This window comes from Streptomyces paradoxus (assembly GCF_014202475.1).
Classification (GTDB): domain Bacteria; phylum Actinomycetota; class Actinomycetes; order Streptomycetales; family Streptomycetaceae; genus Streptomyces; species Streptomyces paradoxus.
The window spans coordinates 1-23,067 of record NZ_JACHGV010000013.1; the positions used below are offsets into that span (position 1 = coordinate 1).

Below are 23,067 nucleotides of genomic sequence, written 5' to 3' on the forward strand. Positions count from 1 at the left end.
GCGGTCCCCACCGGGGTGAAGTTCTTCAACTGGATCGGCACGATGTGGAAGGGCTCGCTGTCCTTCGAGACACCGATGCTCTGGGCCACGGGCTTTCTGATCACGTTCGTGTTCGGCGGACTGACGGGTGTGCTGCTGGCCTCGCCGCCGATCGACTTCCACGTCTCCGACTCGTACTTCGTGGTGGCCCACTTCCACTACGTCATCTTCGGGACGGTCGTGTTCGCGATGTTCGCCGGCTTCCACTTCTGGTGGCCCAAGTTCACCGGCAGGATGCTGGACGAGCGCCTCGGCAAGATCACCTTCTGGACACTGTTCATCGGCTTCCACGGCACCTTCCTGGTCCAGCACTGGCTCGGCGCCGGGGGCATGCAGCGGCGGATCCCGGACTATCTGGCGGTGGAGGGCCTGACCACGCTCAACACGGTGTCGAGCGTCTTCTCGTTCCTGCTCGGCATGTCGATGCTGCCGTTCTTCTACAACGTGTGGAAGACGGCGAAGTACGGCGAGAGAGTCACGGTCGACGACCCGTGGGGCTACGGCCGCTCCCTGGAGTGGGCGACCTCCTGCCCGCCGCCGCGGCACAACTTCATAGCCCTGCCGCGGATCCGCAGCGAGTCCCCGGCGTTCGACCTGCACCACGACGCCATCGCAGCGGCGGAGCGGGAGTTGACGCTCCGATGACCGCCATGGAAGGGCTCCCCGTGGACCTGCGGGCGTTCCACAACGAGGTCGAGGGCCATCTACTGGCCGCCGCCGCACGCGAGGAGTCCCAGAACGCCGCTGCTCGCTTCGCCGCCGGGCTCGACTGGCTGCCTGAGGCGCAACGGGCGGAGATGGAACGGCAGTTCGCGGCGGAGCATCTGGCCCTGGCCCGGGCGTCGTGGCAGCGCACGGTCCGGCGCGGGGAGGAACTGCGGAGCGAGTACGAGAAGGTGTACCGCGCGCTCCGCGCACGGCTGCTGGCCGGACTGCTGCTGACGGTCGCGCTGCTGGTGGCGGTGGACCTCGTGGTGCTGGTGTCGGTCTGAGCGGTTCCGGTGCCCCTCTTGCTTTCGCCCGAGCCCCCGCCGTTAGAGGAGCAGGGGCTCGGGTGGAGCCTGGGTCACAGGGAGGGTAGGCGTCAGCGTGCCGTTCGGCGCGCCGTGTTCTCCCCCCACTCCCGGCCGATCGACCGCATCAGGGCCGGGTACACCCCCAGGTACCGGAAAGGTCTGATGCCGAGCATGTACAGGGAGCCGAGGCGGCCGTTGGGCTTCACCAGGACGGCCATCTGGCCGCGGTAGCCGCCGTTCCCGTCCGAGACCCAGCCGATGTGCATCACCCCGTGCATGGTCTTGTTGGCGTACTCGGCGGCCCACTCGTCGTGTGTCTGGAAGACCGATGTGAAGGGCGCCGAGCTGAGGTCGGGCCCCTGCGGCCCTTCGCGCAGGTCGTCCGGCAGCCGTTCGCGCAGGCTCGCCACCCGGCCGCCGACTCCCGAGTCCGGCTTGTCCCAGCCGAGCAGCGCGCCGAGCTTCCAGCGCACCGCGAAGAGGAAGCGACCCACGCGGTTGCCGCCGTCCGGACCGCCCTCGCCACCCGCCATCTGCTGGACCAGGTGGTGCAGGTCGTCCGGGCCGCCCGGCGTGGGCAGCGCCCACAGATCCTCGAGCTGGAAGTCGCCGGCGATCTCGTGTATCCGCCAGGGGCGGGACGTGTGGTCGGTCGAGGGAAGGCGCAGATCGCTCATGGCGGATCCTTGTCTATACGGTGGCGTATAGATCGAGCATAGACCCATCTATACGGCTCCGTATACTTGGCCGGGACATGTGAGGGGAGACACAGCATGGGCGCGATCCGTACGCCACGGGACAAGTGGATCGAGGAGGGGCTGCGGGCGCTCGCCGCCGGCGGCCCCGAGGCTGTCCGGGTCGAGGTCCTCGCCCAGGCGCTCGGCGTCAGCAAAGGCGGTTTCTACGGCTACTTCCGCAACCGTGCCGGCCTGCTGGAGGAGATGCTCGACACCTGGGAGCGAGCGGTCACCGAGGAGGTCATCGAGCGGATCGAGCGCGACGGGGGCGACGCCCGCGAACGGCTCGGGCGGCTCTTCGACTTCGTGGGATCGAGCGAGACCCGCGTGACCAGCGCCGGGGTCGAGCTCGCCATCCGCGACTGGGCCCGGCGCGACGAAGAGGTCGCGCGTTGCCTCCGCCGGGCCGACAACCGGCGCATGGACTATCTGCGCGAGCTCTACGGGGCCTTCTGTCCCGACGAGGGCGATGTCGAGGCCCGCTGCCTGATCACCTTCTCGCTGCGCATCGGCGACCACCTCATCGCAGCGGACAACGGCCCGCGCAGCCGCACGGAAGTCCTCGCCGCGGTCAGGAAGCGCTTGTTGAGCCAATAGCCGGTCAGAACCTGGTCGAGAGGGGCACCTCGGTACCTGGCTCAGGCGCCGCCGTCCGGCCCCTGGTCCGCGGTGCCGGTCTCACGGCGGTGGCCGTGAGTTGCTCCGGGGAGCGCCGACGCAGGTCCCGCCCGGCAGGGACCGGGACCGGTCAGGGGCCGTGCGGCGTGCGGCAGGACGCTCCCCCGCACTTGGCGACTGCCGTCACCCTTCCGGCTTCCACCCCGGCGGCCACAAGATCCCCAGCAACTGCCGGACCAGTTCGTCGACGACCTCGTCGAGGGTCGCGTCGACCCAGCCGGCGCTCCAGTCGTGCAGCAGGCCGTTGACGCTGCCGATGAAACCCGTCGCGGCGAGGCGGTAGTCGCGGGGTGCGGCCTCTCCGCGTGCGGCGGCCGCGTCGGCCTCGGCGCAGATGAGGTCGACCCAGCCGGCCCGCCGGGCGAGCCGCTGCTCCTCCAGGCGGGGGCTGACGCCGATGATCTCGACGAAGGTGATGCGGATCCGGCGCGGGTCGGCGGCGACGTTCCTGGCGTAGGCGCGGAAGATGGCGGTGGCGCGTTCGACGAGCGGCAGGTCCGTGGCGCCCGCGGCCGCCTCCAGCACGGCCGCTTCGGCCCAGCCGTTGACCTGGAGGTGCAGCGCGGCGAGCACGTCCTCCAGGGTGCGGAACTCCTCGTAGAACTGGCGGGTGGAGAGCCCGGCCGTCTCGCTGAGGGCCGCGACCGTGGTGGAGCGGAAGCCGGGGGTGTCGCCGAACAGCTGGAGCGCGGCGTCGAGGAACCGCCGGCGCCGCTCGGCCTGGCGCTCCTGCGCGGTCTTGCCGCCGTAGCGGCCGGTCGGCGCTCTGAGTCTGCCCGGCACCGGCTCTCCCCTCGTCGGTCGAACACCGATTTTGTCGTGTACGCGGTCTTGTGGAGAAGGCCGCCTCTTCCTTACTTTGCAGTAAGTTGACTCTGAAAGCACGTGTGTTCAGATTCCAGCGCGCCCCACTTTGGCATGTCCCACTCACCGTGCTCACCCCCCAGCAGAGACCCCCCAGCAGAGAGGGGAGCAGCCATGCCCGTCTTCCGACGCCGGCACCTGTGCTCCGTAGCCGCAGCCCTCGCCCTGACCGTCACCGCCCCCGCGACCGCCGCCACCGCGGCCGCCCCGGGCTCCTCCGCCGCGCTGCGCGAGGTGCTGTTCGTGGGCAACAACTGGGACGGCACCGCCGACGTCATCCGGTCCACCGGTGACTTCGCGAAGATCGGCCGGATCAACGTCATCCCCGACAAGGACGAGCGGATGGCGGCGATCAACGCCGACCCGATCAAGTGGATCTACTTCATGGCGATCCGCAACAGCGTCGGCGAGGGCCACGACCAGTTCGTCGACGACATGTACTCGACGCCGGACGGAAAGTCGGTGGTCGTCTCCCGGCCGAGCTTCGCCGACGTCGTGTCGATCGACCTCGCCTCGGGGCGGATCAACTGGCGCTTCCCCGTGTCCGGTTACCGCTCCGACCACATGGCGGTCTCCCCCGACGGCAAGCGGGTGGCGGTGTCGGCGTCGACCTCGAACACCGTGCACGTCCTGGACATCGTCTCCGGCAAGGAACTGGGCAAGTTCGGCACCGGTGACAAGCCGCACGAGAACATCTTCACCCAGGACGGCAAGTACATCTACAACATGGCGATCGGCGACGTGAACACGCAGACCGACGCCCCGTGGCTGGACTGGACGAAGGGCGACCGGCGCGTCACGGTCGTCGACGCCACCACGTTCAAGCAGGTCAAGGTCATCGACATGCGCCCGCAGCTGGACGCGCTCGGCCTCAAGGACCACTCCGACGCGGTCCGCCCGGCCGTCTTCTCGCCGGACGAGTCGAAGCTGTACTTCCAGGTCTCCTTCTTCAACGGCTTCTTCGAGTACGACATCGCCGCCGACAAGATCACCCGTACCAAGACCCTGCCGAAGAACCCGGCCACGAGCGACGACCGCACGACCTTCGTCAACGACTCGCGCCACCACGGCATCTCGATGAGCCCGGACGGCAGGAAGCTGTGCGTCGCGGGCACGATGGACGACTACGCCACCGTCGTCGACCGCGCCACCCTCCAGGAGGGCCCGCTCGTCACCGCCTCCAAGCCCTACTGGGCCACGGTCAGCGGTGACGGCAAGTCCTGCGTGGTCTCCGAGAGCGGCACCGACCAGGTCACGGCCATCGACTTCGCCACCGGGAAGAAGTTCGTGTCCGTGCCGGTCGGTGACCACCCGCAGCGCGTCCGGCTCGGCCATGTGGCGGCCGACTGGACGAGCCCGTCCGCTAGTTGACCTCCTTCGCCGCCCAGGCCGCCAGTTCCGAGCGGGCCGCGGCGAGCAGGTCCGCCGAGGGAGCCGCCGCCCCGTTGGTCACCAGCGCGTAGTGCAGGACGCCCGAGTCCGGCGCGGTGAGCAGCAGGCGGCGGCTTCCCGTGCCGCCGGGCTCCGGGGCCACGCCGACCGGGGTCGAGGTGGTGTACGCCGGCGGGGCGTGGGCCGTGCCCAGGTCGGAGACGACCGTGGTGGACGCCGTCGGGAAGCTCGCCGGAAGGTGCAGTTCGGTGGGTGCCGGCCCGCCGTCCGAGCGCCACAGCAGCAGCCCGTACTGCCCTGACCCCACCAGCCGCTGCACGTTCGGCAGGGAGCCGGGCACCGGGTTCCAGGTCAGGGTCGTCGAGCCGTCCCGGGAGCGGTCCTCGTAGGTGAAGCCGACGGTCCGGCCGGCCGTGGCGCTCGGGTAGAGCCGGTCCAGCAGCCGCGCGTCCTGGCGCAGCACCGGCTTGCCCGCGTCGTCGAGGCGTACGGCGGAGAGGTCCTCGTCGTTCCAGGCGTCGCCGGTGGTGAGGACCTTGTCGGGGTTGCCGTTCATCAGCTCGCGGTGGCGGCCGTTGTAGATGTCCCACTGCCACTGGGAGCCGGAGAGCACGGGTCCCGAGGCCGCCGGGTCGGTCCACCAGTCGGCGCCCTTCAGGCGGGAGTCGAGGGCCTGGTACATCGCCTTGAGGACCGTCGGCGCCTTGTCGGAGACGTTGCCGGCCAAGGGGTGCCCGAACTCGCTGACCACGGCGGCCGTCCGCGCCGCGGCGGCCCGGTCGCGGACGGTGCGGAAGTCGCCCGCGTACTGGCCGTCGGCCGCCTTGCCCCACATGAAGACGCCGGAGATGGCCTTCTGGTCGTAGAAGTGGGTGTTGAAGACGTAACGCGGTCCGAGGGTGCCGGCGTCGAGCAGGCCACCCTCCTGCTTCTGGAAGTCGAGGTTGGCGTTCCAGAAGAGGTTCGGCTCCACGAAGGCGGGCTTGTCGCGCCAGCCGGCCGTGTCCATGCGCGTGCGGAACTTCTCGTAGAACGGCCAGAGCACGTCCTTCTCCCAGGCCCGGCTGGTCTGCCCGGAGTCGTGGACGCCCGCGTGCGGCTCGTTGTACGGGTCGAAGCCGGCGATGCCCTTGAACTGGTCCGCGCCCAGGTGCTGCCGCACGTACTCCATGGTCTTCTGGGCGGTGGCGAGGAAAGCGTCCTGCACGCCGTGCGCGTTGTGCCAGAAGTCGTACGTGGCGCGCTTCACGGCTTCGTTCTGGGTGATGTTCTGCCCCCAGAAGAGGCAGATCCCGCAGGACTCGTCCGGGTAGTTGCCGGCGTCCACCGCCCACTTGGGGGCGCCGTCGCCGGTGTACCAGCTGTCGGTGTCGAACAGGTGCCGGGAGTAGAGGTCCTGGTGGAAGTCGGGGTAGACGCGGATGCCGGCGTCGAGGAAGGCCTTCATCTGGTCGGTGGCGGCGGCCAGGTAGGCCGTGTCCACCTGGCCGCGCTCTGGCTCGGCGTAGGCCCAGGAGAGCAGGAAGCGGACGGTGTTGCCGCCGCCGAGGGCGCGCAGCGCGGTCGCCGACGTGCGGGCGTCGGCGACCGAGGCGAAGGGCAGGCCCTTGTTCTCCGCGAGCTTGGTCTCGCCGGAGACGTTGAAGCCGCGCAGCACGATCTCGCGGCCGTGGGCGTCGGTGAAGCGGCCGTCCCGCACGGTGACGGCCGGGTCGTCGAACCAGAGGGAGCCGGGAGGGGGCGCGGCGGCGGCCGGCGGGACGCCCGCCACCGACACCGAACCGAAGAGGACGATCAGGACGACCAGGAGACGCGCTCGGATAGTCGGCATGTCCACTACAGTCCGGCGATATCAGGACACCGTCAACACCCCTGACTCTGGAGTAAGTTCCCTCTCGGGCAACCCTCACACGTCAGCCACCGACCCTTCGTGTCACGTTCAACAAGTACTCCTTCCTGTTCAGCGGGTTGTGGTCGGTGCGCGGACGCTCGGGGATCGTGCCGTGCGTGACGGGCGCGTAGTGGGCGAAGGAGCTCTCCAGCTCGCCCTCGCCCCGGGTGAGCCCCGGCAGCCGCTGTCCGAGGGCGTGCACCCGGGCGGCCGGCACGGTGCCTTCGAGGACGCAGACGTCGTCCCGGTTCCGGGTCGTCTCGGGTACGGCCGCGAGCTGGGCGAGGACCGGCAGCAGGGCGCCGAGGGTGTCGGCGGGCGCCTCGACGCGGAAGCGGTGCATCGGCTCGTGGACCCGCGTCCCGGCCCGCCGCAACGCCTCGACCAGCACCAGCGGGGTCACGCCCCGGAAGTCGGCCCCGGTGCTCGACATGCTCTTGTCGAAGCCCTGGTGGGCATGGCTCTGGCGGGGCCAGTAGCCGCTGTGCGTCATGGTGATCACGCAGTCGGTGACCTGCCAGCCGTGCAGACCCTGGTCGAGGGTCTCGCGCACGGTGTCCTCCACGGCCTTGAAGAAGGCGTACGGCATCGCGCCGAGCTCCACCTCCAGCCGGAAGTCCACACCCGAGCCGACCGGCGCCGGATCGACGCGCAGACCGACCGTCGCGAGGAACGGGTTGGCGTCCTTCTTGATGAACTCCGCCGCCTGCCCCGAGCCGACGGGCCGCTCGACGCACAGCGGCGTCGTCTCGCGGAAGCCGACGTCGAGCCCGTACTCGTCGGCGAGGGTGGCCTGGATGACCTCCTTCTGGACCTCGCCGTAGAGGGAGACGGAGGTCTCCCGGCGGCGCTCGTCGTGGCGCAGGCCGATCAGCGGGTCCTGCTCGGCGAGCTGGGTGAGGGCGAGGTGGAGCGCCCCCCTGTGCACATCCGGGCCGGGGACGACGACCGTCTCCAGGGTCGGCGGGGCGAAGACGTGCTCGTACGCCTTGCGGGGTTCGCCGATCGCGTCGCCGATGCGGATGTCCGCCAGCCCGGTGAGGCGGGCGATCCGGCCGGCCGCGACGGAGTCCGCACGGGTGTCCGCGCCGTGCCCGAAGACGCTGATGCCGGTGACCCGGCCCTCGGCGCCGTCCCCTCCGAAGGGGACCCGATCGCGGGTGCGAAGGGTCCCGGAGAACATCCGGGCGTAGGCGACCTTCTCCCCCGCCGGGCCCCGGTCGACCTTGAACACGGTCGCGGAGACCGGCCCGTCCGCATCCCCGCCGGCCGTCGGCAGCAGCGTCTCGATGCCGGACAGGAGCGCCGCCACGCCCGCGCCCGTCGCGGCGGAACCGAAGTACACCGGGTGGACGAGCGCCTCCCGGGTCTGCGCGACGAGCGAGCCGTGCAGCAGGGTGTCCGTGACGGTGTTCTCGACGTACGCGGCCAGCAGGGCGTCGTCGTGCCCGGTCAGGACGTCGAGGGCGCCGGCCGCCGGTCCGGGAGAGGGGGTGAAGCGGGCCGCCCGGGTGCCGAGGCCGGCGGCGGTCCCCATCGGCACGATCGCGGGGGTCAGCCGGGCCGCGATCTCCCGCAGCACCGCCTCGTGGCGGGCCCCGCTCCGGTCGATCTTGTTGACGAAGAGCAGGGTCGGGATGCGCAGCCGCTGGAGCGTCCGCATCAGCACCCGTGTCTGCGCCTGCACCCCTTCGACGGCGGAGATCACGAGGACGACGCCGTCCAGCACGCCGAGGACCCGTTCCACCTCGGCGATGAAGTCCGGGTGACCGGGGGTGTCGATGAGGTTGACGGTCACGCCGTCGAGCGGGAACGAGACGACGGCGGACTTGATGGTGATGCCGCGCTGCCGCTCCAGGGCGAGGGTGTCGGTGCGGGTGTTCCCGTCGTCGACTCTGCCGATCTCGTCGATCACCCCGGCCGAATGGAGCAGCCGCTCGGTCAGGCTGGTCTTACCCGCGTCGACATGGGCGAGAATTCCAAGGTTGAGCATGTGCACGAAGCGTCATGTCCTTCGGAGAGAGGTCCGTTCCTGGCTGGGGGGACATGCACGCAGTGCGCATTCGGAACTCCTCCGGACTCGGTGACGCCGCTGACCTGTGCAGTGCACCAGACCGGCACGGGGCACCACAACGGAATTAACCGCTGCCGGGGGTACCCGGCGGGGGTGCGCGCAAGGAGAGGAGCGGCTCGTGCGTGACGTTCTCCCGGTGCTCGGCCGCTGGTACGCGGCCGGCGTCCCGTTCGGCCTCGCCACGGTCGTCGGGGTCAGCCGCAGCGCACCGCGCGACCCGGGCGCGGCGATGGCGGTGGGCCCGGACGAGCAGGTCGTGGGCAGCGTGTCCGGCGGGTGCGTCGAGGGCGCGGTGTTCGATCTGGCGCAGGAGGTCGCCGCGGGCGGCGAGGCCCGTCTGGAGACCTTCGGCTACAGCGACGAGGACGCCTTCGCGGTCGGCCTGACCTGCGGCGGCGAGATCACCGTCCTGGTGCGCGCGGTCACGCCCGAGCGGGATCCCGGCTTCGGCGCGGTCGCGGACGCGGTCGCCGCGGGCGAGCCCGTCACGGTGGCGACCGTGACCGACGGGCCGGCGCCGCGCGGGGCGGCCCTCGCCGTCTGGCCGGACCGGGCCCTCGGCACGCTCGGCGCGAGCGGCCTGGACGCGGCCGTGACCGCCGACGCCCGCGGCGAACTCGCACTCGGCGCCACCGGCCTGCGGCACTACGGGCCCGAGGGGCAGCGCCGCGAGGACTCCGTGAGCGTGTTCCTGCAGTCCTTCGCGCCGCCGCCCCGGATGCTGGTCTTCGGCGCGATCGACTACGCGGCGGCCGTGGCCCGCATCGGGGATTTCCTCGGCTACCGGGTCACCGTCTGCGACGCCCGCCCCGTCTTCGCCACTCCCCGGCGCTTCCCCGAGGGCGTCGAGGTGGTCGCGCAGTGGCCGCACCGCTACCTGCGCGAGACCGGCACGGACGAGCGCACGGTGATCTGCGTCCTGACGCACGACCCGAAGTTCGACGTGCCGCTGCTGACGGAGGCGCTGCGCCGCCCGGCCGCCTACATCGGGGCGATGGGCAGCCGCCGTACCCATGCCGAGCGGGCGGAACGGCTGGCCGAGGCCGGGCTGACGGAGTCCGAGCTGTCCCGGCTGCGCTCACCGGTCGGTCTCGACCTGGGGGCCCGTACGCCCGAGGAGGTGGCGGTGTCCGTCGCCGCCGAGATCGTGGCGCTGCGCTGGGGCGGCAGCGGCGCGCCGCTGTCCGCGACGGAGGGGGCGGTGCATCCGCACCGGTCCTCCTGATCATCAGCGCCGCTCCCGGTCACGCCGCCATCGATCCGGGTCCGTACGATCGTGTCGCCCCATCAGCACATCAGCGAAGGGAATCCCATGATCTTCATCACCGCCAAGTTCCGGGTCCGCCCCGAGCACGCCGACCGCTGGCCCGAGATCTCCGCCGACTTCACCCGGGCGACGCGCGCCGAGCCCGGCTGCCTGTGGTTCGACTGGTCGCGCAGCGTGGACGATCCGTCGGAGTACGTCCTGGTCGAGGCCTTCCGCGACGACGCGGCCGGAGCGGCGCACGTGCAGTCCGCGCATTTCAAGGCCGCGCAGCAGACGCTGCCCCCGCATCTGGCCGAGACACCGCGCATCGTGAACGCGAACGTCCCGCAGGACGACTGGTCGCTCCTCGGCGAGATGGCGGTGCCGGGACAGGAGTAGCCCTCGGCCCAGGGCCGCCCACCGGCATGAGCGGTAAGTCGTAGCCGACCAGCTCTTGCCTCGGACGGCGGGCACCCGTACGCTCACGGCCGTACCGACTGGACGGTATGCAGCCGAGGAGAGTCGCCGCATATGAGCACGATCAACCACCAGATACGCCTGGCCGCACGTCCCGTGGGAGAGCCGCGTCCCACCGACTGGCAGCACGCCGAGGAGCCGGCCGGGCAGCCGGGCGACGGGGAGTTCCTGGTCCAGGTGCTCTGCCTGTCGATCGACCCGGCGATGCGCGGATGGATGAACGCGGGCAGGTCCTACATCCGCCCGGTGGAGATCGGCGAGGTGATGCGCGCCGGCGCCGTGGGCAGGGTGGTCGCCTCCCGGCACTCCGGGTTCGCGGTCGGCGACCATGTGTCGGGCACGTTCGGCGTGCAGGAGTACTGCGTGTCGGACGGGCGCGGCGTGACCAAGGTCGACCCCGCGGCGGCCCCCTTGCCGACCTATCTCGGCACGCTCGGCATGTCGGGGCTGACGGCCTACTTCGGTCTGATCGAGGTCGGGCGTCCCGAGCCGGGGCAGACCGTCGTGGTCTCCGGAGCGGCCGGGGCCGTCGGCAGCGTCGTCGGGCAGATCGCCAAGATCCTCGGCTGCCGGGTCATCGGCATCGCCGGCGGCGAGGCCAAGTGCCGGATGGTGGTGGACGAGTTCGGGTTCGACGCCGCGATCGACTACCAGAACGAGGACGTCCGCAAGGCGCTGCGCGAGCACGCCCCCGACGGCGTCGACGTGTACTTCGACAACGTCGGCGGCGACGTTCTGGACGCCGTGCTGCTGCGGCTGGCGCGCGGCGCCCGCGTCGTCGTCTGCGGCGCGATCTCCCAGTACAACAGCACCAAGCCGCAAGGCCCCGCCAACTACCTGTCCCTGCTGGTGAACCGCGCCTCCATGACGGGCATCGTGGTGTTCGACTACGCCGACCGGTACGCGGAGGGCATCGCGCAGATGGCCACGTGGCGGGCCGAGGGCCGGCTGAAGTCCCTGGAGGACGTGGTGTCCGGCTCGGTCGCGGAGTTCCCCGAGACCCTGATGCGCCTGTTCCGCGGTGACAACCACGGCAAGCTGGTGCTGAAGATCGCGGACTGACGGGTCCGAGGAGAGGGAGAGATCCGATGAAGGCACTGACTTACCACGGCCGTCACGACATCCGCTACGGGGAGGTCCCCGACCCGGCCGTCACCGGCCCCGCCGACGCGGTGGTGCGGGTGACCGCGGCCGGGATCTGCGGCAGCGACCTGCACATCTACAGCGGCAACGGGTTCAGCCCGGAACTGGGCTACACACCGGGACACGAGTGCGTCGGCGTGGTCGTCGACACCGGGGGCCAGGTCACCCGGTTCAAGCCCGGCGACCGGGTCCTGGTGCCCGCCTCCGTCGGCTGCGCGCAGTGCGGACAGTGTGCGGCCGGGTTCACCGCCCGCTGCGAGCGCGCCAAGTCGAGCACGGAGCTCTGCTACGGAGTGAGCCCGAAGCTCCCGGGCAGCCAGGCGCAACTCCTGGCCGTGCCCTGCGCCGACGTCAATCTGGTGCACGTGCCCGAGGACATCTCCGACGACGCCGCAGTCGTCCTGACGGACAACGCTCCCACCGCCTGGTACGGCTGCCGCCGTGCCCGCATCCAGCCCGGTGAGACCGTCCTGGTCATCGGCCTCGGCCCGGTCGGCCTCATGGCCGCCCAGTCCGCCTTCGCGATGGGCGCGGCCCGGGTGCTGGGTGTGGATCTGGTCGCGGAGCGCCGCGCCTTCGCCGCGGGTCTGGGCGTCGAGCCGGTCGAGGGCGACGACGCGCGGGCGGCCATCCGGGACATGACCGCCGGCCGTGGGCCGGACGCCGTGGTGGAGGCCGTGGGCTCCGACGCCACCATCGAACTCGCCCTCAAGGCCGTCCGGCAGGCGGGCCGGGTCAGCGTCATCGGGGTCAGCCAGAACAAGGCCTTCCCTTTCCACATGTACCTGGCGCAGGTCAAGGAACTGGAGTTCGCCATCGGGCTGTGCTCGGTGCACTACGAACTCCCTCCTCTGATCGCCCTCACCCGTGCCGGCCGGCTCCAGCCCGAGGTCGTCGTCTCCCACCGCTTCGCCCTCTCCGAAGGCCCGGCCGCGTACGAACTGTTCGCGAGCCGCTCCGACGGCGTCCGCAAGATCCTTCTCGACCCGGCCGGCTGACCGCTCCCGGCCACTCGCCTGCCCGGCGTTCAGCCGGTCTCCTGGGGTGAGCACCCCCGGAGACAGGAGGCCGCCATGTCACAGCGCCACGAAGCCGCCCGACCGGCCCGTCCGCGGCTGACGCCGCTCCCCGAGGCACAGTGGGAGGCGCGGACCCGGGAACTGCTGACCATCGCTCCGCGCGACCCCGGGGGCGGGGTCCCGAACATCTTCACCACGCTCGTCCGCCATCCCGATCTCTACGAGCAGTTCCTGCCGTTCGGCGGCCAGTTGCTCGTCGGCGGCCGACTGCCGGGCGAGCTGCGCGAGTTACTGATCCTGCGCACGGCGTGGAACACCGGCGCACGGTACGAATGGGGCCGGCACCTTCCCCTGGCGAGGGCCGAGGGCGTCACGGACGCGGACATCGACCGCGTCGGCGAAGGACCGGAGGCACCCGGCTGGACGGGCCTGCAGAGGCACTTGATCCGGGCGGCGGACGAACTGAACCGCGATGCCACGGTGTCCGACACCACCTGGGAGGGTCTGGCCGAGCACTTCGGCGAAGCCGAACTGATCGAGATCGTCATGCTGGTGGGGCAGTACCACATGGTGGCCTTCTTCCTGAAGGCCACCGGCGTGGAACTGGAGCCCGGTTTCGACGCCACCGGCTTCGCGGAGTCGTAAAGAAACCACGGGCGAGGGACGCCCCGGAGCCACCGAACCTCACCTGACCGGCCGCGAGGTGCTCGTGGCCGGTGCGGGCACGGCATGGGAGGCCGCGGAGGCCGCCGCGTGCCCGCTCTCCGGCCGCGCCTGCGCCCCTACGTCCGCGAGTACCGCTTCGGGCCCGCTCGTCCGCGCGTGCCCCCGTGCCGGCGCCATCCCCATTCGGCCAACTCCTGGTTCGCCGATGGACACGGGCCGGTCTGAATGGAACGCTCCCTCCAGACCGCGGGCTGCGCCCGGAAGGCGCGCCCTCGGACGCGCCGACGCCGTTTCCCGTACGAGCCGCGCATCGCTCACCAGCACGAAGTCCTCGCAGAAGCCGAGTCCTGGTACGCCCGGATGCCTCGCCGAGAGGGGTTCCCCATGAAACGCACAGCCGTCACGGCCGCGATCGCCGCAGTCCTCCTCGCCACCGCCGCGCCTCCCGTCGCCCATGCCGCCGCGCCCGTGGACTCCGGTCCTGCGGAGTTCACCGTGGACACCACGTCCGACGCGGTCGACGCCGACGGCGCGGACGGCCGGTGCCGCACCGCCTCGGGTGGGTGCAGCCTGCGTGCCGCGGTGATGGCCGCCAACGCCCGGCCGGGCAGTACGATCACGGTGCCTCCCGGCCACTACCGGCTGACGATCCCGCCCGACCCGCGGCTGATCATCGGCGACAACCCCGACCCCACCACGGGCGACCTGAACGTCGCCGCCCCCACCACGATCAAGGGGGCGGGCGCACGGACCACCGTCATCGACGCCAACCGCCTGGACCGGGCCTTCCGCATGCAGGCGGACTCCCGGCTGTCCGATCTGACGATCACCGGCGGGGTGGCCAGGCAACGCGAACTGCCCATCACCGACACCGGTGGTGGCGCGATCGCCAACGGACACCACATGACGCTGCGCCGGGTCACCGTGAGCGGGAACTCCGCCGGTTACGGCGGCGGCATCTTCAATGTCCCGGACTCCCACCTCGACCTGATCGAGAGCACCGTCAGCGGGAACGCCGCGGGAGAGGCCGGCGGCATCAGGTTCGACGACACCGGCACCGTGACCAACTCGACGATCGCGGACAACCGGGTGACGAACCCCGGCGACCGCCCCGGGAGCCTCGCCGGTTACGGCGGAGGCATCGACATCCGCGGCACCGGGCTCGTGAAGATCCTCAACTCGACCATCACCGGCAACCGTTCCAGCGATGGCGGAGGCGGGATCAATATCGCCCCCGCCTATCTCGACAGTCTGCCCGCACCGATCCCCGACCTCGTCGATCTGCCCCTCGGGCGCATGACGCTGCGCAACTCCGTCATCGCGGACAACACCGTCGACGGGGCGCCCGCCGACTGCAAGAAGGCCTTCGCCACCATCACGTCGCAGGGCCACAACCTCGACGGCGACGGCAGCTGCCGGCTGACCGCCGCGGGCGATCTGCCCAGCCGCACCCCCGTGACCGGACCGCTGGCGAACAACGGCGGCCCCACCGACACGGTCGCGCTGCTGCCCGGCAGCCCCGGCCTGGACGCGGCCGACGACTGCCCGGCCACCGACCAGCGTGGCGTCACGCGTCCCCAGGGCGCCGGCTGCGACATCGGCTCCTACGAGGCCGTGTCATGACCCCGCGCCACGCGCGATCGGGGCAGGACCTCAGGACGCGGGCCTGGGCGTGATCCCGGCGGAGGTGCCGTCCCCGCGATGGGCGGCCCGCACGGTAACGCCGTGGTGGGCGGCCAGCGCCAGCAGGGCCACGCGCAGCGGTTCGGTCTCCAGGACGGCGTCCGGCTCGAACCAACGGGCCACCGCGGTTCCGCTCGTCATCCTCAGCGTGAAACGCGCCAGCTCGTCCGCCTGGTCGGGGCGGTCACGCAGGGCGAAGACGGAGCTGATGGAATCCCGGGACCAGGCCACCAGCGCGTCACGGTAGTGCCGCACCTCGGCCACGGCCGCCGCACTGGCGTCCTTCTGCACCATGCCCAGCCCCAACAGCAGCTTCACACCTCGCGGGTGATGCCGGAAGGCGCCCGCGAGGTTCGTGAGGAAGGTGTCCAGGCGCTGCGCGACATCGGCGCCCGGGACCTCGGCCGGGGGCAGGGCGGCCAGCAGTGCGGTTCTGGCGCGCTCCAGCACCGCGACGTAGATCCCGTCCTTGCTGCGGAAGTGCCAGTAGATCGAACTCACCGGCAGACCGCACGCGTTGGAGATCATCGAGATGGACGTGGCGGCGTAGCCGTGGCGCGACATCAACTCGCCGGCGGTGTCCAGTATCGCGTCACGGGACCGCGCGCCACGGTCCAGGGCCGGTGCCTGCGTCATGGGGCCGACTCTAAGGGAGAAGCCGCGAGCCGTCGCCGTCCTCGACCACCAGCCACACGCCGGGGCGCAGCGCCTGGACCATGGTGCGCAGCGCGGCATCACGCTCGGCCACGTACACCAGGAGGAGACGGGCGTGGACCAGGTCGAAGGGCCCGGCCGGGGGTGCGTCGCGGCCGACGTCGTGGCGGAGCACCTCGACTCCCCCGGCCAGCGCGTCGAAGCGCGTTCCGGCCTCGGCCTGCCGGTTGTCCAGGAGGTACCCCTCGTCCTGACCCGTGCGGCGATCCTGTCACGGGCCCGGCCGGCAGGTTCAGCGCGGTGCGCGGGGCGGCAGCCGGTGCAGTTCCACGTCCGTGAGCAGCCCCTCGGTGACCGTGGCGGTCATGTACGTGCAGTGCGGCTGGCGGCGGCGGTCCGTCGGGGAACCCGGGTTGAGCAGGCGCAGGCCGGTGGGAGCCGTGGTGTCCCAGGGGATGTGACTGTGACCGAAGACCAGCACGTCCAGATCGGGGAAGCGGGCGACGCACCGCTGTTCCCGGCCCTGCTTGGCGCCCGTCTCGTGGATCACGCCGAACCGCACCCCTTCCAGTTCGGCGTACGCCACCTCCGGCAGCCGGGCGCGCAGCTCCGGCCCGTCGTTGTTGCCGTACACCCCGACGAGCCGACGGCAGCGGGCCTCCAGCAGATCGAGGGTGTCCGCGTCGACCCAGTCCCCGGCGTGGAGGACGACGTCGGCGTGCGGGAGTTCGGCGAGCAGGGGTGCGGGCAGGCTCTTGGCACGCTTGGGCAGGTGGGTGTCGGACATCAGGAGCAGTCGCACATCATCACCCTAGAGGGTGCCGTTCCCTGTCCACTTACACGGATGAATCGCCGCGGCCCGCTGTGGCGCCTGCGTACCGTGGGGCAGGGATACGGAGTGGAGGTCTCCGGCCGAAGCCCACTTTGACCGTGAACAGACAGACACCGCAGCTCAATTGCCCCGCGGTCAGAGATGATCACGGCGAGGTCTCGAAAGGTGAGGCGGCCTCGCCGAGCGGGTTAGCATCGGGCAACACGCAGTACAACAGGACGTCTACGGCGAGCGACCCGAAGGGGCCCGGAAACCCGATGCCGGTCAAGGTCAGCGTCATCATCCCCGTGTACAACCCGGGGATCTACATCGAGGACTGCATCTCCTCGCTGCAGCGGCAGTCGCTGCCTCCCGACGAGTTCGAGGTGATCTTCGTCGACGACGGCTCGACCGACGAGACCCCGGCCCGGCTCGACGCGCTCGCCGCCGAGGATCCCCGGATGAAGGTCATCCACCAGGAGAACTCCGGCTGGTCGGGCAAGCCCCGCAACGTCGGCATCGAGGCCTCACAGGGCGAGTTCGTGATGTTCGTCGACAACGACGACTACCTGGGCGACGAGGCCCTGGAGCGGATGTACGACTACGGTGTGGCCAACGGTGCCGACGTCGTCGTGGGCAAGATGGCCGGCAAGAACCGCGGGGTGCCGGTGGAACTGTTCCGCCGCAACCGTCCGCGCGCCACCGTCGAGAACGCCCCGCTCATCGACAGCCTCACCCCGCACAAGATGATCCGCCGGGCCTTCCTGGACCGCATCGGCCTGCGCTTTCCCGAGGGCAGGCGGCGCCTGGAGGACCACGTCTTCATCGCCGAGGCGTATCTGCGCGCGGAGAACGTCTCCGTGCTCAGCGACTACGTCTGCTACTACCACCTCCGGCGGGACGACGGCTCCAACGCCGGTTTCGAACGCTTCGACCCCGTCGGCTACTTCAGGAATCTGCGCGAGGCCCTCGACGTCGTCGAGCGGTACACGGAGCCCGGTCCGGTGCGCGACCGGCTGTTCCGGCGCTGGCTGCGGGTGGAGATGGTGGAGCGGCTGCGGTCCCGGCGTCTGCTGAACCTGCCGGACGACTACCGCAGGGAGCTGTTCTCGGAGATCCACGAGGTCGTCGTCGAGCGCTTCGGGCCCGGTGTCGCCGCCGGTCTGCAGCCGACGCAGCAGGTCATCGCCGCGCTGACGGCGGCCGACCGGTACGACGACGTGGTGGCCTTCGCGGAGTGGGAGACCGGCGTCGCCCCCAAGGCCACCCCCGGGGACATCGCATGGCACGACGGCTCCCTCCGCATCGCCTTCACGGCCGAGTACCTGTCCGGCGGCGAGCCGATGCTGTTCCCGGCCGGTGCCGAGGCCACGCCGCTGACCGATGTGCCGAAGGACGTCACCGAGGCGGTGCGGTGGGTGGCCTCGGAGACCGCCGCGCGATTCGGGCAGGCCACGGCCGATCTGCTGCTGCGGGAGCGCTCCAGCGCCGCGCAGTACTTCCAGCCGGTGGAGTTCACGCGCGAGACCGTCCCGGTCGGGGACGGCGAGGAGGTCCGGCTGGTGCTGCGGGCGACCGCCACGGTCGACCCGGCCACCCTGCCCCGAGACGGCGCCTGGGACGCACTCGTCCGGGTGAAGTCCGGCGGCTGGACCAAGGAGTGCCGGCTGGGCCCGGCGCCGCGCGAGGACCGGGCGGCACCCGAGGTGGGCCTCGTCGGCGACCGACCGGTGCTGCCGTACTGGACCGAACCGCACGGCAACCTCTCCCTTGAGGTCCGCCCGCGCGGCAAGCGGCTCGGGCTCGGCCGGGTGCAGCTGGGGGACGTCACCGTCTCCGACGGGCGGTTCCGGGTCCTGCTCCCGGTACACGTCACGGGCGGCACCGACGTGCGGCTGAGGTTTGTCTCCTCCCGCCGGATCGTGGAGGTGCCGGGCACGCTCTCCCCCGAGGCGGACCGGCCGGGCTCGGTGCTGGCGGCCGACCTGCCCTCCGAGGAACTGTCGGACGACGTCTGGCGGGTGGCCGTGTGCCTCAACCCGGGCTCCGACCAGGCGCGTTTCACCGGCCTTCCGTTCGCCCTGCGGGCCGGGGGCGGGAGCGTCCTGGTGACGCCGGCGCCCGGGCCCGGTATGACGCTACGGCTGGCCCGGCGCGCGCGGCGCGTCCTGGGTGCCGCGCGCCGGAAGGTGAATTCCCGCATCAGGACCGGAGGGCGGTGACGGCATGCGACCGCTGGGTATAGAGGGCGCCTGGATTCTGGAGCCCAAGATCTTCCCGGACGACCGGGGCAGCTTCCACGAGTGGTACCGGGGTGCGGAGTTCCGCGAGGCGACGGGGTACGACCTGTCGCTGGCCCAGGCCAACTGCTCGGTCTCGCGACGGGGCGTGCTGCGGGGCGTGCACTTCGCCGACGTGCCGCCCGGCCAGGCCAAGTACATCACCTGTGTACGCGGTGCCGTCCTGGACGTGGTGGTCGACATCCGCGTGGGCTCCCCCGACTACGGGAAGTGGGAGGCCGTACGGCTCGACGACGACACGCGGCACGCCATGTTCCTCGCGGAGGGCCTCGGCCACGCCTTCATGGCCCTCACGGACGACGCGACGGTGGTCTACCTGTGCTCGGAGGGCTACGCCCCGGGCCGTGAACACGGCATTCACCCCCTCGACCCGGCCCTCGGCATCGAGTGGCCCGAGGGCATCACCCCGCTCCTCTCCCCCAAGGACGAGCAGGCCCCCACATTGGCGGAGGCGGAACGCCAGGGGCTGCTGCCGTCCTACGAGGCCTGCCTGGCCTACTACGCGGAACTGCGGGGCGAGCAGGGGACGTAGGCCTGGGCCGCCCATGGCACACAGCAGGCCCGGACGCGTGAAGCGTCCGGGCCTGTGTCGCGTCGGGCCGGGAAGGCGTCGGCGCCGGCCGCCCCCGGGCGGTGGCCGGCGCCGTCGTTCAGCGGCTCACACCGACCTGCTGCAGGGCCTTGCGCAGCGGCTCCCAGCCGACGGCGCGGGGCAGGCCGCGGTTGCGGGCCTGGGTGAGGGGACGCCAGAAGCCCGCTCCCAGGAGGGTCTCGGGGCGGACCGCGCCGGCCCGCTCCAGGATCGCCTCGGGGACCTTCTGCGGATCGGGGATCTTGTACTCGGCCATGATCTCGTCGTACTTGTCGTGCAGGACCCGGTTGTCCGGGTCGGCGCCGAAGACGACCAGCTGTCCGGTGGGGGCGGTGTCCACCTGCACCGTCACCAGGTCCGGGCGGTAGCGCGCCAGCACCTCGGTGATCTTGTAGACATCGCCGGTCCAGGCGTTGGTGTGCCGGTCCCGGGCCGCCTCGTCGATGCTGCGCGGCAGCATGTCGTCGAGGACGATCACACTGCCCCAGTCCGAGTACTTCTCGACGTTCATGAAGTCGCGCAGCGCGAACTCGAACAGGTGCATACCGTCGATGAACGACAGGTCCAGCGTCGTGCGGCGCCAGTAGCCGATCGGGCTGCGGCCGCGGCGCAGGTTGCGCAGCGGGTGACGGCCGCCCTTGAGGTGCTGGAGCGGATTGTCGCGCGCGAAGAAGTCGTCGCTGGTGGCCTTCACCAGGTGGACGTCGCACCTCAGCTCCGACACCACCTTGAAGGCCGGGTCGATCGCGATGCTGGGGACGCGGGACAGCGTCAGGCTGCGCCCGTCGTTGACGCCGATCTCCAGGTAGTTGCGATTGGCGCTGACCTTGTGCAGTTCCCGGAGGAACTCATGGCGTTTCACGAGGAGGACCTTCCTTGCGGATGCGGGGCAGTGCTTCATGCAGGGCGGAGCGCCAGTCGCGCGGCAGGGGCAGGCCGATCTCCTGCCACCGTCCGTGGGCGAGGGCGCTGTACGCCGGACGGGGCGCGGGCCGGGGGAAGGCCGCGCTGCTGGTGGGGCGCACCCGGTCCGGGTCGGCGCCGATGAGGGAGAACACCTCGCGGGCGAGGTCGTACCAGGTGGCCTCGCCGGAGCCGGTCGCGTGGAAGACGCCGTGCGCGCGGGGGCCGAGCAGGGGGCCGAGGTCGGCGATCCGCTCGGCGACGTCCGCGCTCCAGGTGGGCTGACCGCGCTGGTCGTCGACGACGTCGAGGGTGTCGCGGCGGGCTTCCAGTCCGATCATGGTCCGGACGAAGCTGGCGCCGTGGACGCCGTACAGCCACGCCGTGCGCACGATCGCGCTCGCGCCGGGGAGCTCTTCCAGTACCGCCCGTTCACCGGCCAGCTTGGTGCGACCGTAGGCGGTGCGCGGGCCCGTCGGGTGGTCCTCCGGGTAGGGGGTGGTGCGGGCCTCGCCGGAGAAGACGTAGTCGGTGGAGACGTGGATCATGCGGGCGTCGTGCGCGGCGCAGGCCCGGGCCAGCAGACGCGGGCCGTCGCCGTTGATCTCCAGGGCGCGGGCCTCGTCGGTCTCGGCGTCGTCGACGGCCGTGTAGGCGGCGCAGTTCACGACGAGGCCGGGGCGGTGCTCCCGGACAGCGGCATCGACGGCCTCGGGGCTGGTGATGTCCAGCGCGGCGCGGTCGAGGCCCACGACGCTCTCGCCGCGGCTCGTCAGTTCCCCGACGACGTCACGGCCGAGCATGCCGCCCGCGCCGGTGATCAGCCACTTCATGCCCGCTCCTGGGCGACGCGCTGCTTCAGGGGCTCCCACCAGGCCCGGTTGTCGCGGTACCAGGCGACGGTCTCGGCGAGTCCGGTGGTGAAGTCGTGGCGGGGGCGGTAGCCGAGTTCGTCGCGGGCCTTGGAGCAGTCGACGGAGTAGCGCAGGTCGTGGCCCTTGCGGTCCTCGACGTACTCCACCCGGTCCCAGTCCGCCCCGCAGGCGTCCAGGAGCAGGCCGGTGAGCTCCTTGTTGGTGAGCTCGGTGCCGCCGCCGATGTTGTAGATCTCGCCGGGCCGGCCCTTCGTGCGGGCGAGGTCGACGCCCTGGCAGTGGTCGTCGACGTGCAGCCAGTCGCGGATGTTGCGGCCCTCGCCGTACAGCGGCACCGTGTGGCCGTCGAGGAGGTTGGTGACGAACAGCGGGATGACCTTCTCGGGGAACTGGTGCGGGCCGTAGTTGTTGGAGCAGCGCGTGACGCGCACGTCCAGGCCGTGGGTGCGGTGGTAGGCCAGCGCGAGCAGGTCGGAGGAGGCCTTGGAGGCCGAATACGGCGAGTTGGGCTGGAGCGGGTGGTCCTCCGGCCAGGAGCCGGACTCGATGGACCCGTAGACCTCGTCGGTGGAGACGTGCACGAAGGGGCCCACGTCGTGGCGCAGGGCGGCGTCCAGCAGGGTCTGGGTGCCGAGGACGTTGGTGCGGACGAAGTCGGCGGCGCCGCTGATCGAGCGGTCCACGTGGGACTCGGCGGCGAAGTGCACGACCTGGTCCGCGCCGGCCATCAGTTTGTCGACCAGTTCGGCGTCGCAGATGTCGCCCTGCACGAACTCCAGCCGCGGGTGGGTCAGTTCGAGGTTGTCGAGGGTGCCGGCGTAGGTGAGCTTGTCCAGCACGGTGATGCGCGGCGCGTCGGGCGCGTCCGAGGCGAGCAGGGCGCGGACGTAGCGGGAGCCGATGAACCCGGCGGCGCCGGTGACGAGGAGGTTCATGAAGTGATCTGCACCTTGCTGTGATCTCCGAGGACGAGACGGTGGGCGCTGGGGACGCTGGGGGCGGGGGTCACCTCGACGTGCCGGCCGATCAGCGAGGCCTCGATGCGGCCGACGCCCTGGATCGAGGAGTCCCGCAGGACGATGGAGAACTCCAGCTCGCTGTCGGTGATCCGGCAGTTCTCGGCGACGGAGGTGAAGGGGCCGACGTAGGAGTTGCTGACGACGGTGCCCGAGCCGATGACGACGGGGCCGACGACACGGGAGTTGACGATCCGCGCGCCCTCCTCGAGCACGACGCGCCCGATGGTCTCCGACGCGTCGTCCACCTCGCCGTCGATGCGGCGCTCCATGGCTTCGAGGACCGTGCGGTTCACCTCGAGCATGTCGCCGACGTTGCCGGTGTCCTTCCAGTAGCCCTTGATGACGGTGGAGCGCACGTCGGCGCGGGTGTCGATCAGGTGCTGGATGGCGTGGGTGATCTCCAGTTCACCGCGCCAGGAGGGTTCGATGGCGCGGACCGCCTCGTGGATGAGGGGCGTGAACAGGTAGACGCCGACCAGCGCGAGATCGCTCTTGGGCTGGTCGGGCTTCTCCTCCAGGCCGATCACCTGGCCGGACTGGTCGAGTTCGGCGACGCCGAAGGCGCGGGGGTCGGCCACGCGCGTGAGCAGGATCTGGGCGTCGGGCCGGTTGCCGCGGAACTCGTCGACGAGGCCGGTGATGCCGCCGACGATGAAGTTGTCGCCGAGGTACATCACGAAGTCGTCGTCACCGAGAAAGTCCCGGGCGATCAGGACCGCGTGGGCCAGCCCGAGGGGCCGCTCCTGGGGGATGTAGGTGACCTTGAGGCCGAACGTCGACCCGTCCCCGACCGCTTCCTCGATCTCCTCGGCGGTGTCCCCGACGATCATGCCCACGTCGGTGATGCCGGCCTCGGCGATCGACTCCAACCCGTAGAACAGCACGGGCTTGTTGGCCACGGGCACCAGTTGTTTGGCCGACGTGTGCGTGATCGGCCTCAGTCTTGTTCCTGCGCCGCCGGACAGCACGAGAGCCTTCATTCGGTTCA

The 23,067-nt window shown here is 71.1% G+C and carries 22 protein-coding genes and 1 pseudogene; 12 read left to right on the plus strand and 11 right to left on the minus strand.

Going from position 1 to position 23,067, the window contains the following annotated elements:
* Positions 1–684: cytochrome c oxidase subunit I (locus tag HNR57_RS32250; RefSeq protein WP_184565689.1), on the plus strand; the 684-nt coding region annotated here is incomplete at its 5' end.
* A complete protein-coding gene (locus HNR57_RS32255; RefSeq protein ID WP_184565691.1) occupies positions 681–1,031 on the plus strand; it encodes a hypothetical protein in 351 nt (116 codons plus the stop codon). The genes HNR57_RS32250 and HNR57_RS32255, both read left to right, overlap by 4 nt.
* Positions 1,032–1,123: 92 nt before the next feature.
* Here HNR57_RS32255 and HNR57_RS32260 read toward each other — a convergent pair whose 3' ends face one another.
* The gene (locus HNR57_RS32260) at positions 1,124–1,732 is read right to left on the minus strand and encodes a DUF2867 domain-containing protein (protein WP_184565693.1); all 609 of its coding nucleotides are present in this window, start codon (positions 1,730–1,732) and stop codon (positions 1,124–1,126) included.
* Between the two features lie 96 nt (positions 1,733–1,828).
* Between HNR57_RS32260 and HNR57_RS32265 the strand changes: the two genes are divergently transcribed.
* Complete coding sequence (locus HNR57_RS32265) at positions 1,829–2,389, plus strand: TetR/AcrR family transcriptional regulator (RefSeq protein ID WP_184565695.1); 561 nt, start codon at positions 1,829–1,831, stop codon at positions 2,387–2,389.
* A 204-nt stretch (positions 2,390–2,593) separates the two neighbouring features.
* On the opposite strand, the gene HNR57_RS32270 is transcribed toward HNR57_RS32265, so the two are convergent.
* Positions 2,594–3,253: a TetR/AcrR family transcriptional regulator gene (locus HNR57_RS32270; RefSeq protein ID WP_184565697.1), complete on the minus strand. Its 660-nt coding sequence runs from the start codon at positions 3,251–3,253 to the stop codon at positions 2,594–2,596.
* A 195-nt stretch (positions 3,254–3,448) separates the two neighbouring features.
* Between HNR57_RS32270 and HNR57_RS32275 the strand changes: the two genes are divergently transcribed.
* Positions 3,449–4,705: a YncE family protein gene (locus HNR57_RS32275; RefSeq protein WP_184565699.1), complete on the plus strand. Its 1,257-nt coding sequence runs from the start codon at positions 3,449–3,451 to the stop codon at positions 4,703–4,705.
* Here HNR57_RS32275 and HNR57_RS32280 read toward each other — a convergent pair.
* Positions 4,698–6,557 carry a cellulase family glycosylhydrolase gene (locus tag HNR57_RS32280; protein ID WP_184565701.1) on the minus strand — a complete coding sequence of 620 codons (1,860 nt, stop codon included), beginning with the start codon at positions 6,555–6,557 and terminating at the stop codon, positions 4,698–4,700. The two genes, HNR57_RS32275 and HNR57_RS32280, sit on opposite strands and share 8 nt — an antisense overlap.
* An 82-nt stretch (positions 6,558–6,639) precedes the next feature.
* Positions 6,640–8,616 (minus strand): elongation factor G, encoded by a 1,977-nt coding sequence (locus HNR57_RS32285; RefSeq protein WP_184565703.1) that lies wholly within the window; start codon positions 8,614–8,616, stop codon positions 6,640–6,642.
* A 193-nt stretch (positions 8,617–8,809) separates the two neighbouring features.
* Here HNR57_RS32285 and HNR57_RS32290 point away from each other — a divergent pair, with 193 nt between their 5' ends.
* From HNR57_RS32290 to HNR57_RS32315, 6 genes are all read left to right on the plus strand, one after another.
* A complete protein-coding gene (locus tag HNR57_RS32290) occupies positions 8,810–9,916 on the plus strand; it encodes an XdhC family protein (RefSeq protein WP_184565705.1) in 1,107 nt (368 codons plus the stop codon).
* 87 nt (positions 9,917–10,003) lie between these two features.
* Complete coding sequence (locus HNR57_RS32295) at positions 10,004–10,336, plus strand: putative quinol monooxygenase (protein ID WP_184565708.1); 333 nt, start codon at positions 10,004–10,006, stop codon at positions 10,334–10,336.
* Between the two features lie 132 nt (positions 10,337–10,468).
* A complete protein-coding gene (locus HNR57_RS32300; protein WP_184565710.1) occupies positions 10,469–11,476 on the plus strand; it encodes an NADP-dependent oxidoreductase in 1,008 nt (335 codons plus the stop codon).
* 26 nt (positions 11,477–11,502) lie between these two features.
* A complete protein-coding gene (locus tag HNR57_RS32305) occupies positions 11,503–12,555 on the plus strand; it encodes an alcohol dehydrogenase catalytic domain-containing protein (protein WP_184565711.1) in 1,053 nt (350 codons plus the stop codon).
* Positions 12,556–12,630: 75 nt separating this feature from the next.
* A complete protein-coding gene (locus tag HNR57_RS32310) occupies positions 12,631–13,221 on the plus strand; it encodes a carboxymuconolactone decarboxylase family protein (RefSeq protein WP_184565713.1) in 591 nt (196 codons plus the stop codon).
* A 405-nt stretch (positions 13,222–13,626) separates the two neighbouring features.
* Positions 13,627–14,865, plus strand: coding sequence for a right-handed parallel beta-helix repeat-containing protein (locus HNR57_RS32315; protein ID WP_246555157.1), 1,239 nt, complete (start codon positions 13,627–13,629; stop codon positions 14,863–14,865).
* Positions 14,866–14,895: 30 nt separating this feature from the next.
* On the opposite strand, the gene HNR57_RS32320 is transcribed toward HNR57_RS32315, so the two are convergent.
* From HNR57_RS32320 to HNR57_RS32330, 3 genes and pseudogenes are all read right to left on the minus strand, one after another.
* Positions 14,896–15,561, minus strand: coding sequence for a TetR/AcrR family transcriptional regulator (locus tag HNR57_RS32320; RefSeq protein WP_184565718.1), 666 nt, complete (start codon positions 15,559–15,561; stop codon positions 14,896–14,898).
* Between the two features lie 31 nt (positions 15,562–15,592).
* A pseudogene (locus HNR57_RS32325) lies at positions 15,593–15,814 on the minus strand (methyltransferase domain-containing protein); the annotation flags it as partial.
* Between the two features lie 57 nt (positions 15,815–15,871).
* Complete coding sequence (locus HNR57_RS32330; protein ID WP_184565719.1) at positions 15,872–16,381, minus strand: metallophosphoesterase family protein; 510 nt, start codon at positions 16,379–16,381, stop codon at positions 15,872–15,874.
* A gap of 287 nt (positions 16,382–16,668) precedes the next feature.
* Between HNR57_RS32330 and HNR57_RS32335 the strand changes: the two genes are divergently transcribed.
* The gene (locus HNR57_RS32335; protein ID WP_184565721.1) at positions 16,669–18,612 is read left to right on the plus strand and encodes a glycosyltransferase family 2 protein; all 1,944 of its coding nucleotides are present in this window, start codon (positions 16,669–16,671) and stop codon (positions 18,610–18,612) included.
* 4 nt (positions 18,613–18,616) lie between these two features.
* Positions 18,617–19,222: a dTDP-4-dehydrorhamnose 3,5-epimerase gene (rfbC, locus tag HNR57_RS32340; protein ID WP_184565723.1), complete on the plus strand. Its 606-nt coding sequence runs from the start codon at positions 18,617–18,619 to the stop codon at positions 19,220–19,222.
* Between the two features lie 118 nt (positions 19,223–19,340).
* Here the strand turns inward: rfbC and HNR57_RS32345 are convergent, their stop codons facing one another.
* Genes HNR57_RS32345 through HNR57_RS32360 form a run of 4 tightly spaced genes read right to left on the minus strand, consistent with a single transcriptional unit; the run spans position 19,341 to position 23,059 of the window.
* Positions 19,341–20,144: a class I SAM-dependent methyltransferase gene (locus HNR57_RS32345; protein WP_184565725.1), complete on the minus strand. Its 804-nt coding sequence runs from the start codon at positions 20,142–20,144 to the stop codon at positions 19,341–19,343.
* Positions 20,131–21,018 (minus strand): dTDP-4-dehydrorhamnose reductase, encoded by an 888-nt coding sequence (rfbD, locus tag HNR57_RS32350; protein ID WP_184565727.1) that lies wholly within the window; start codon positions 21,016–21,018, stop codon positions 20,131–20,133. Before rfbD ends, HNR57_RS32345 begins: the two co-directional genes overlap by 14 nt.
* Positions 21,015–21,995, minus strand: a complete 981-nt coding sequence (gene rfbB, locus HNR57_RS32355) for a dTDP-glucose 4,6-dehydratase (RefSeq protein ID WP_184565729.1) — start codon at positions 21,993–21,995, stop codon at positions 21,015–21,017. The genes rfbD and rfbB overlap by 4 nt, the downstream gene beginning before the upstream one ends.
* A complete protein-coding gene (locus HNR57_RS32360; RefSeq protein WP_184565731.1) occupies positions 21,992–23,059 on the minus strand; it encodes a glucose-1-phosphate thymidylyltransferase in 1,068 nt (355 codons plus the stop codon). The genes rfbB and HNR57_RS32360 overlap by 4 nt, the downstream gene beginning before the upstream one ends.
* Between the last annotated feature and the right edge of the window lie 8 nt (positions 23,060–23,067).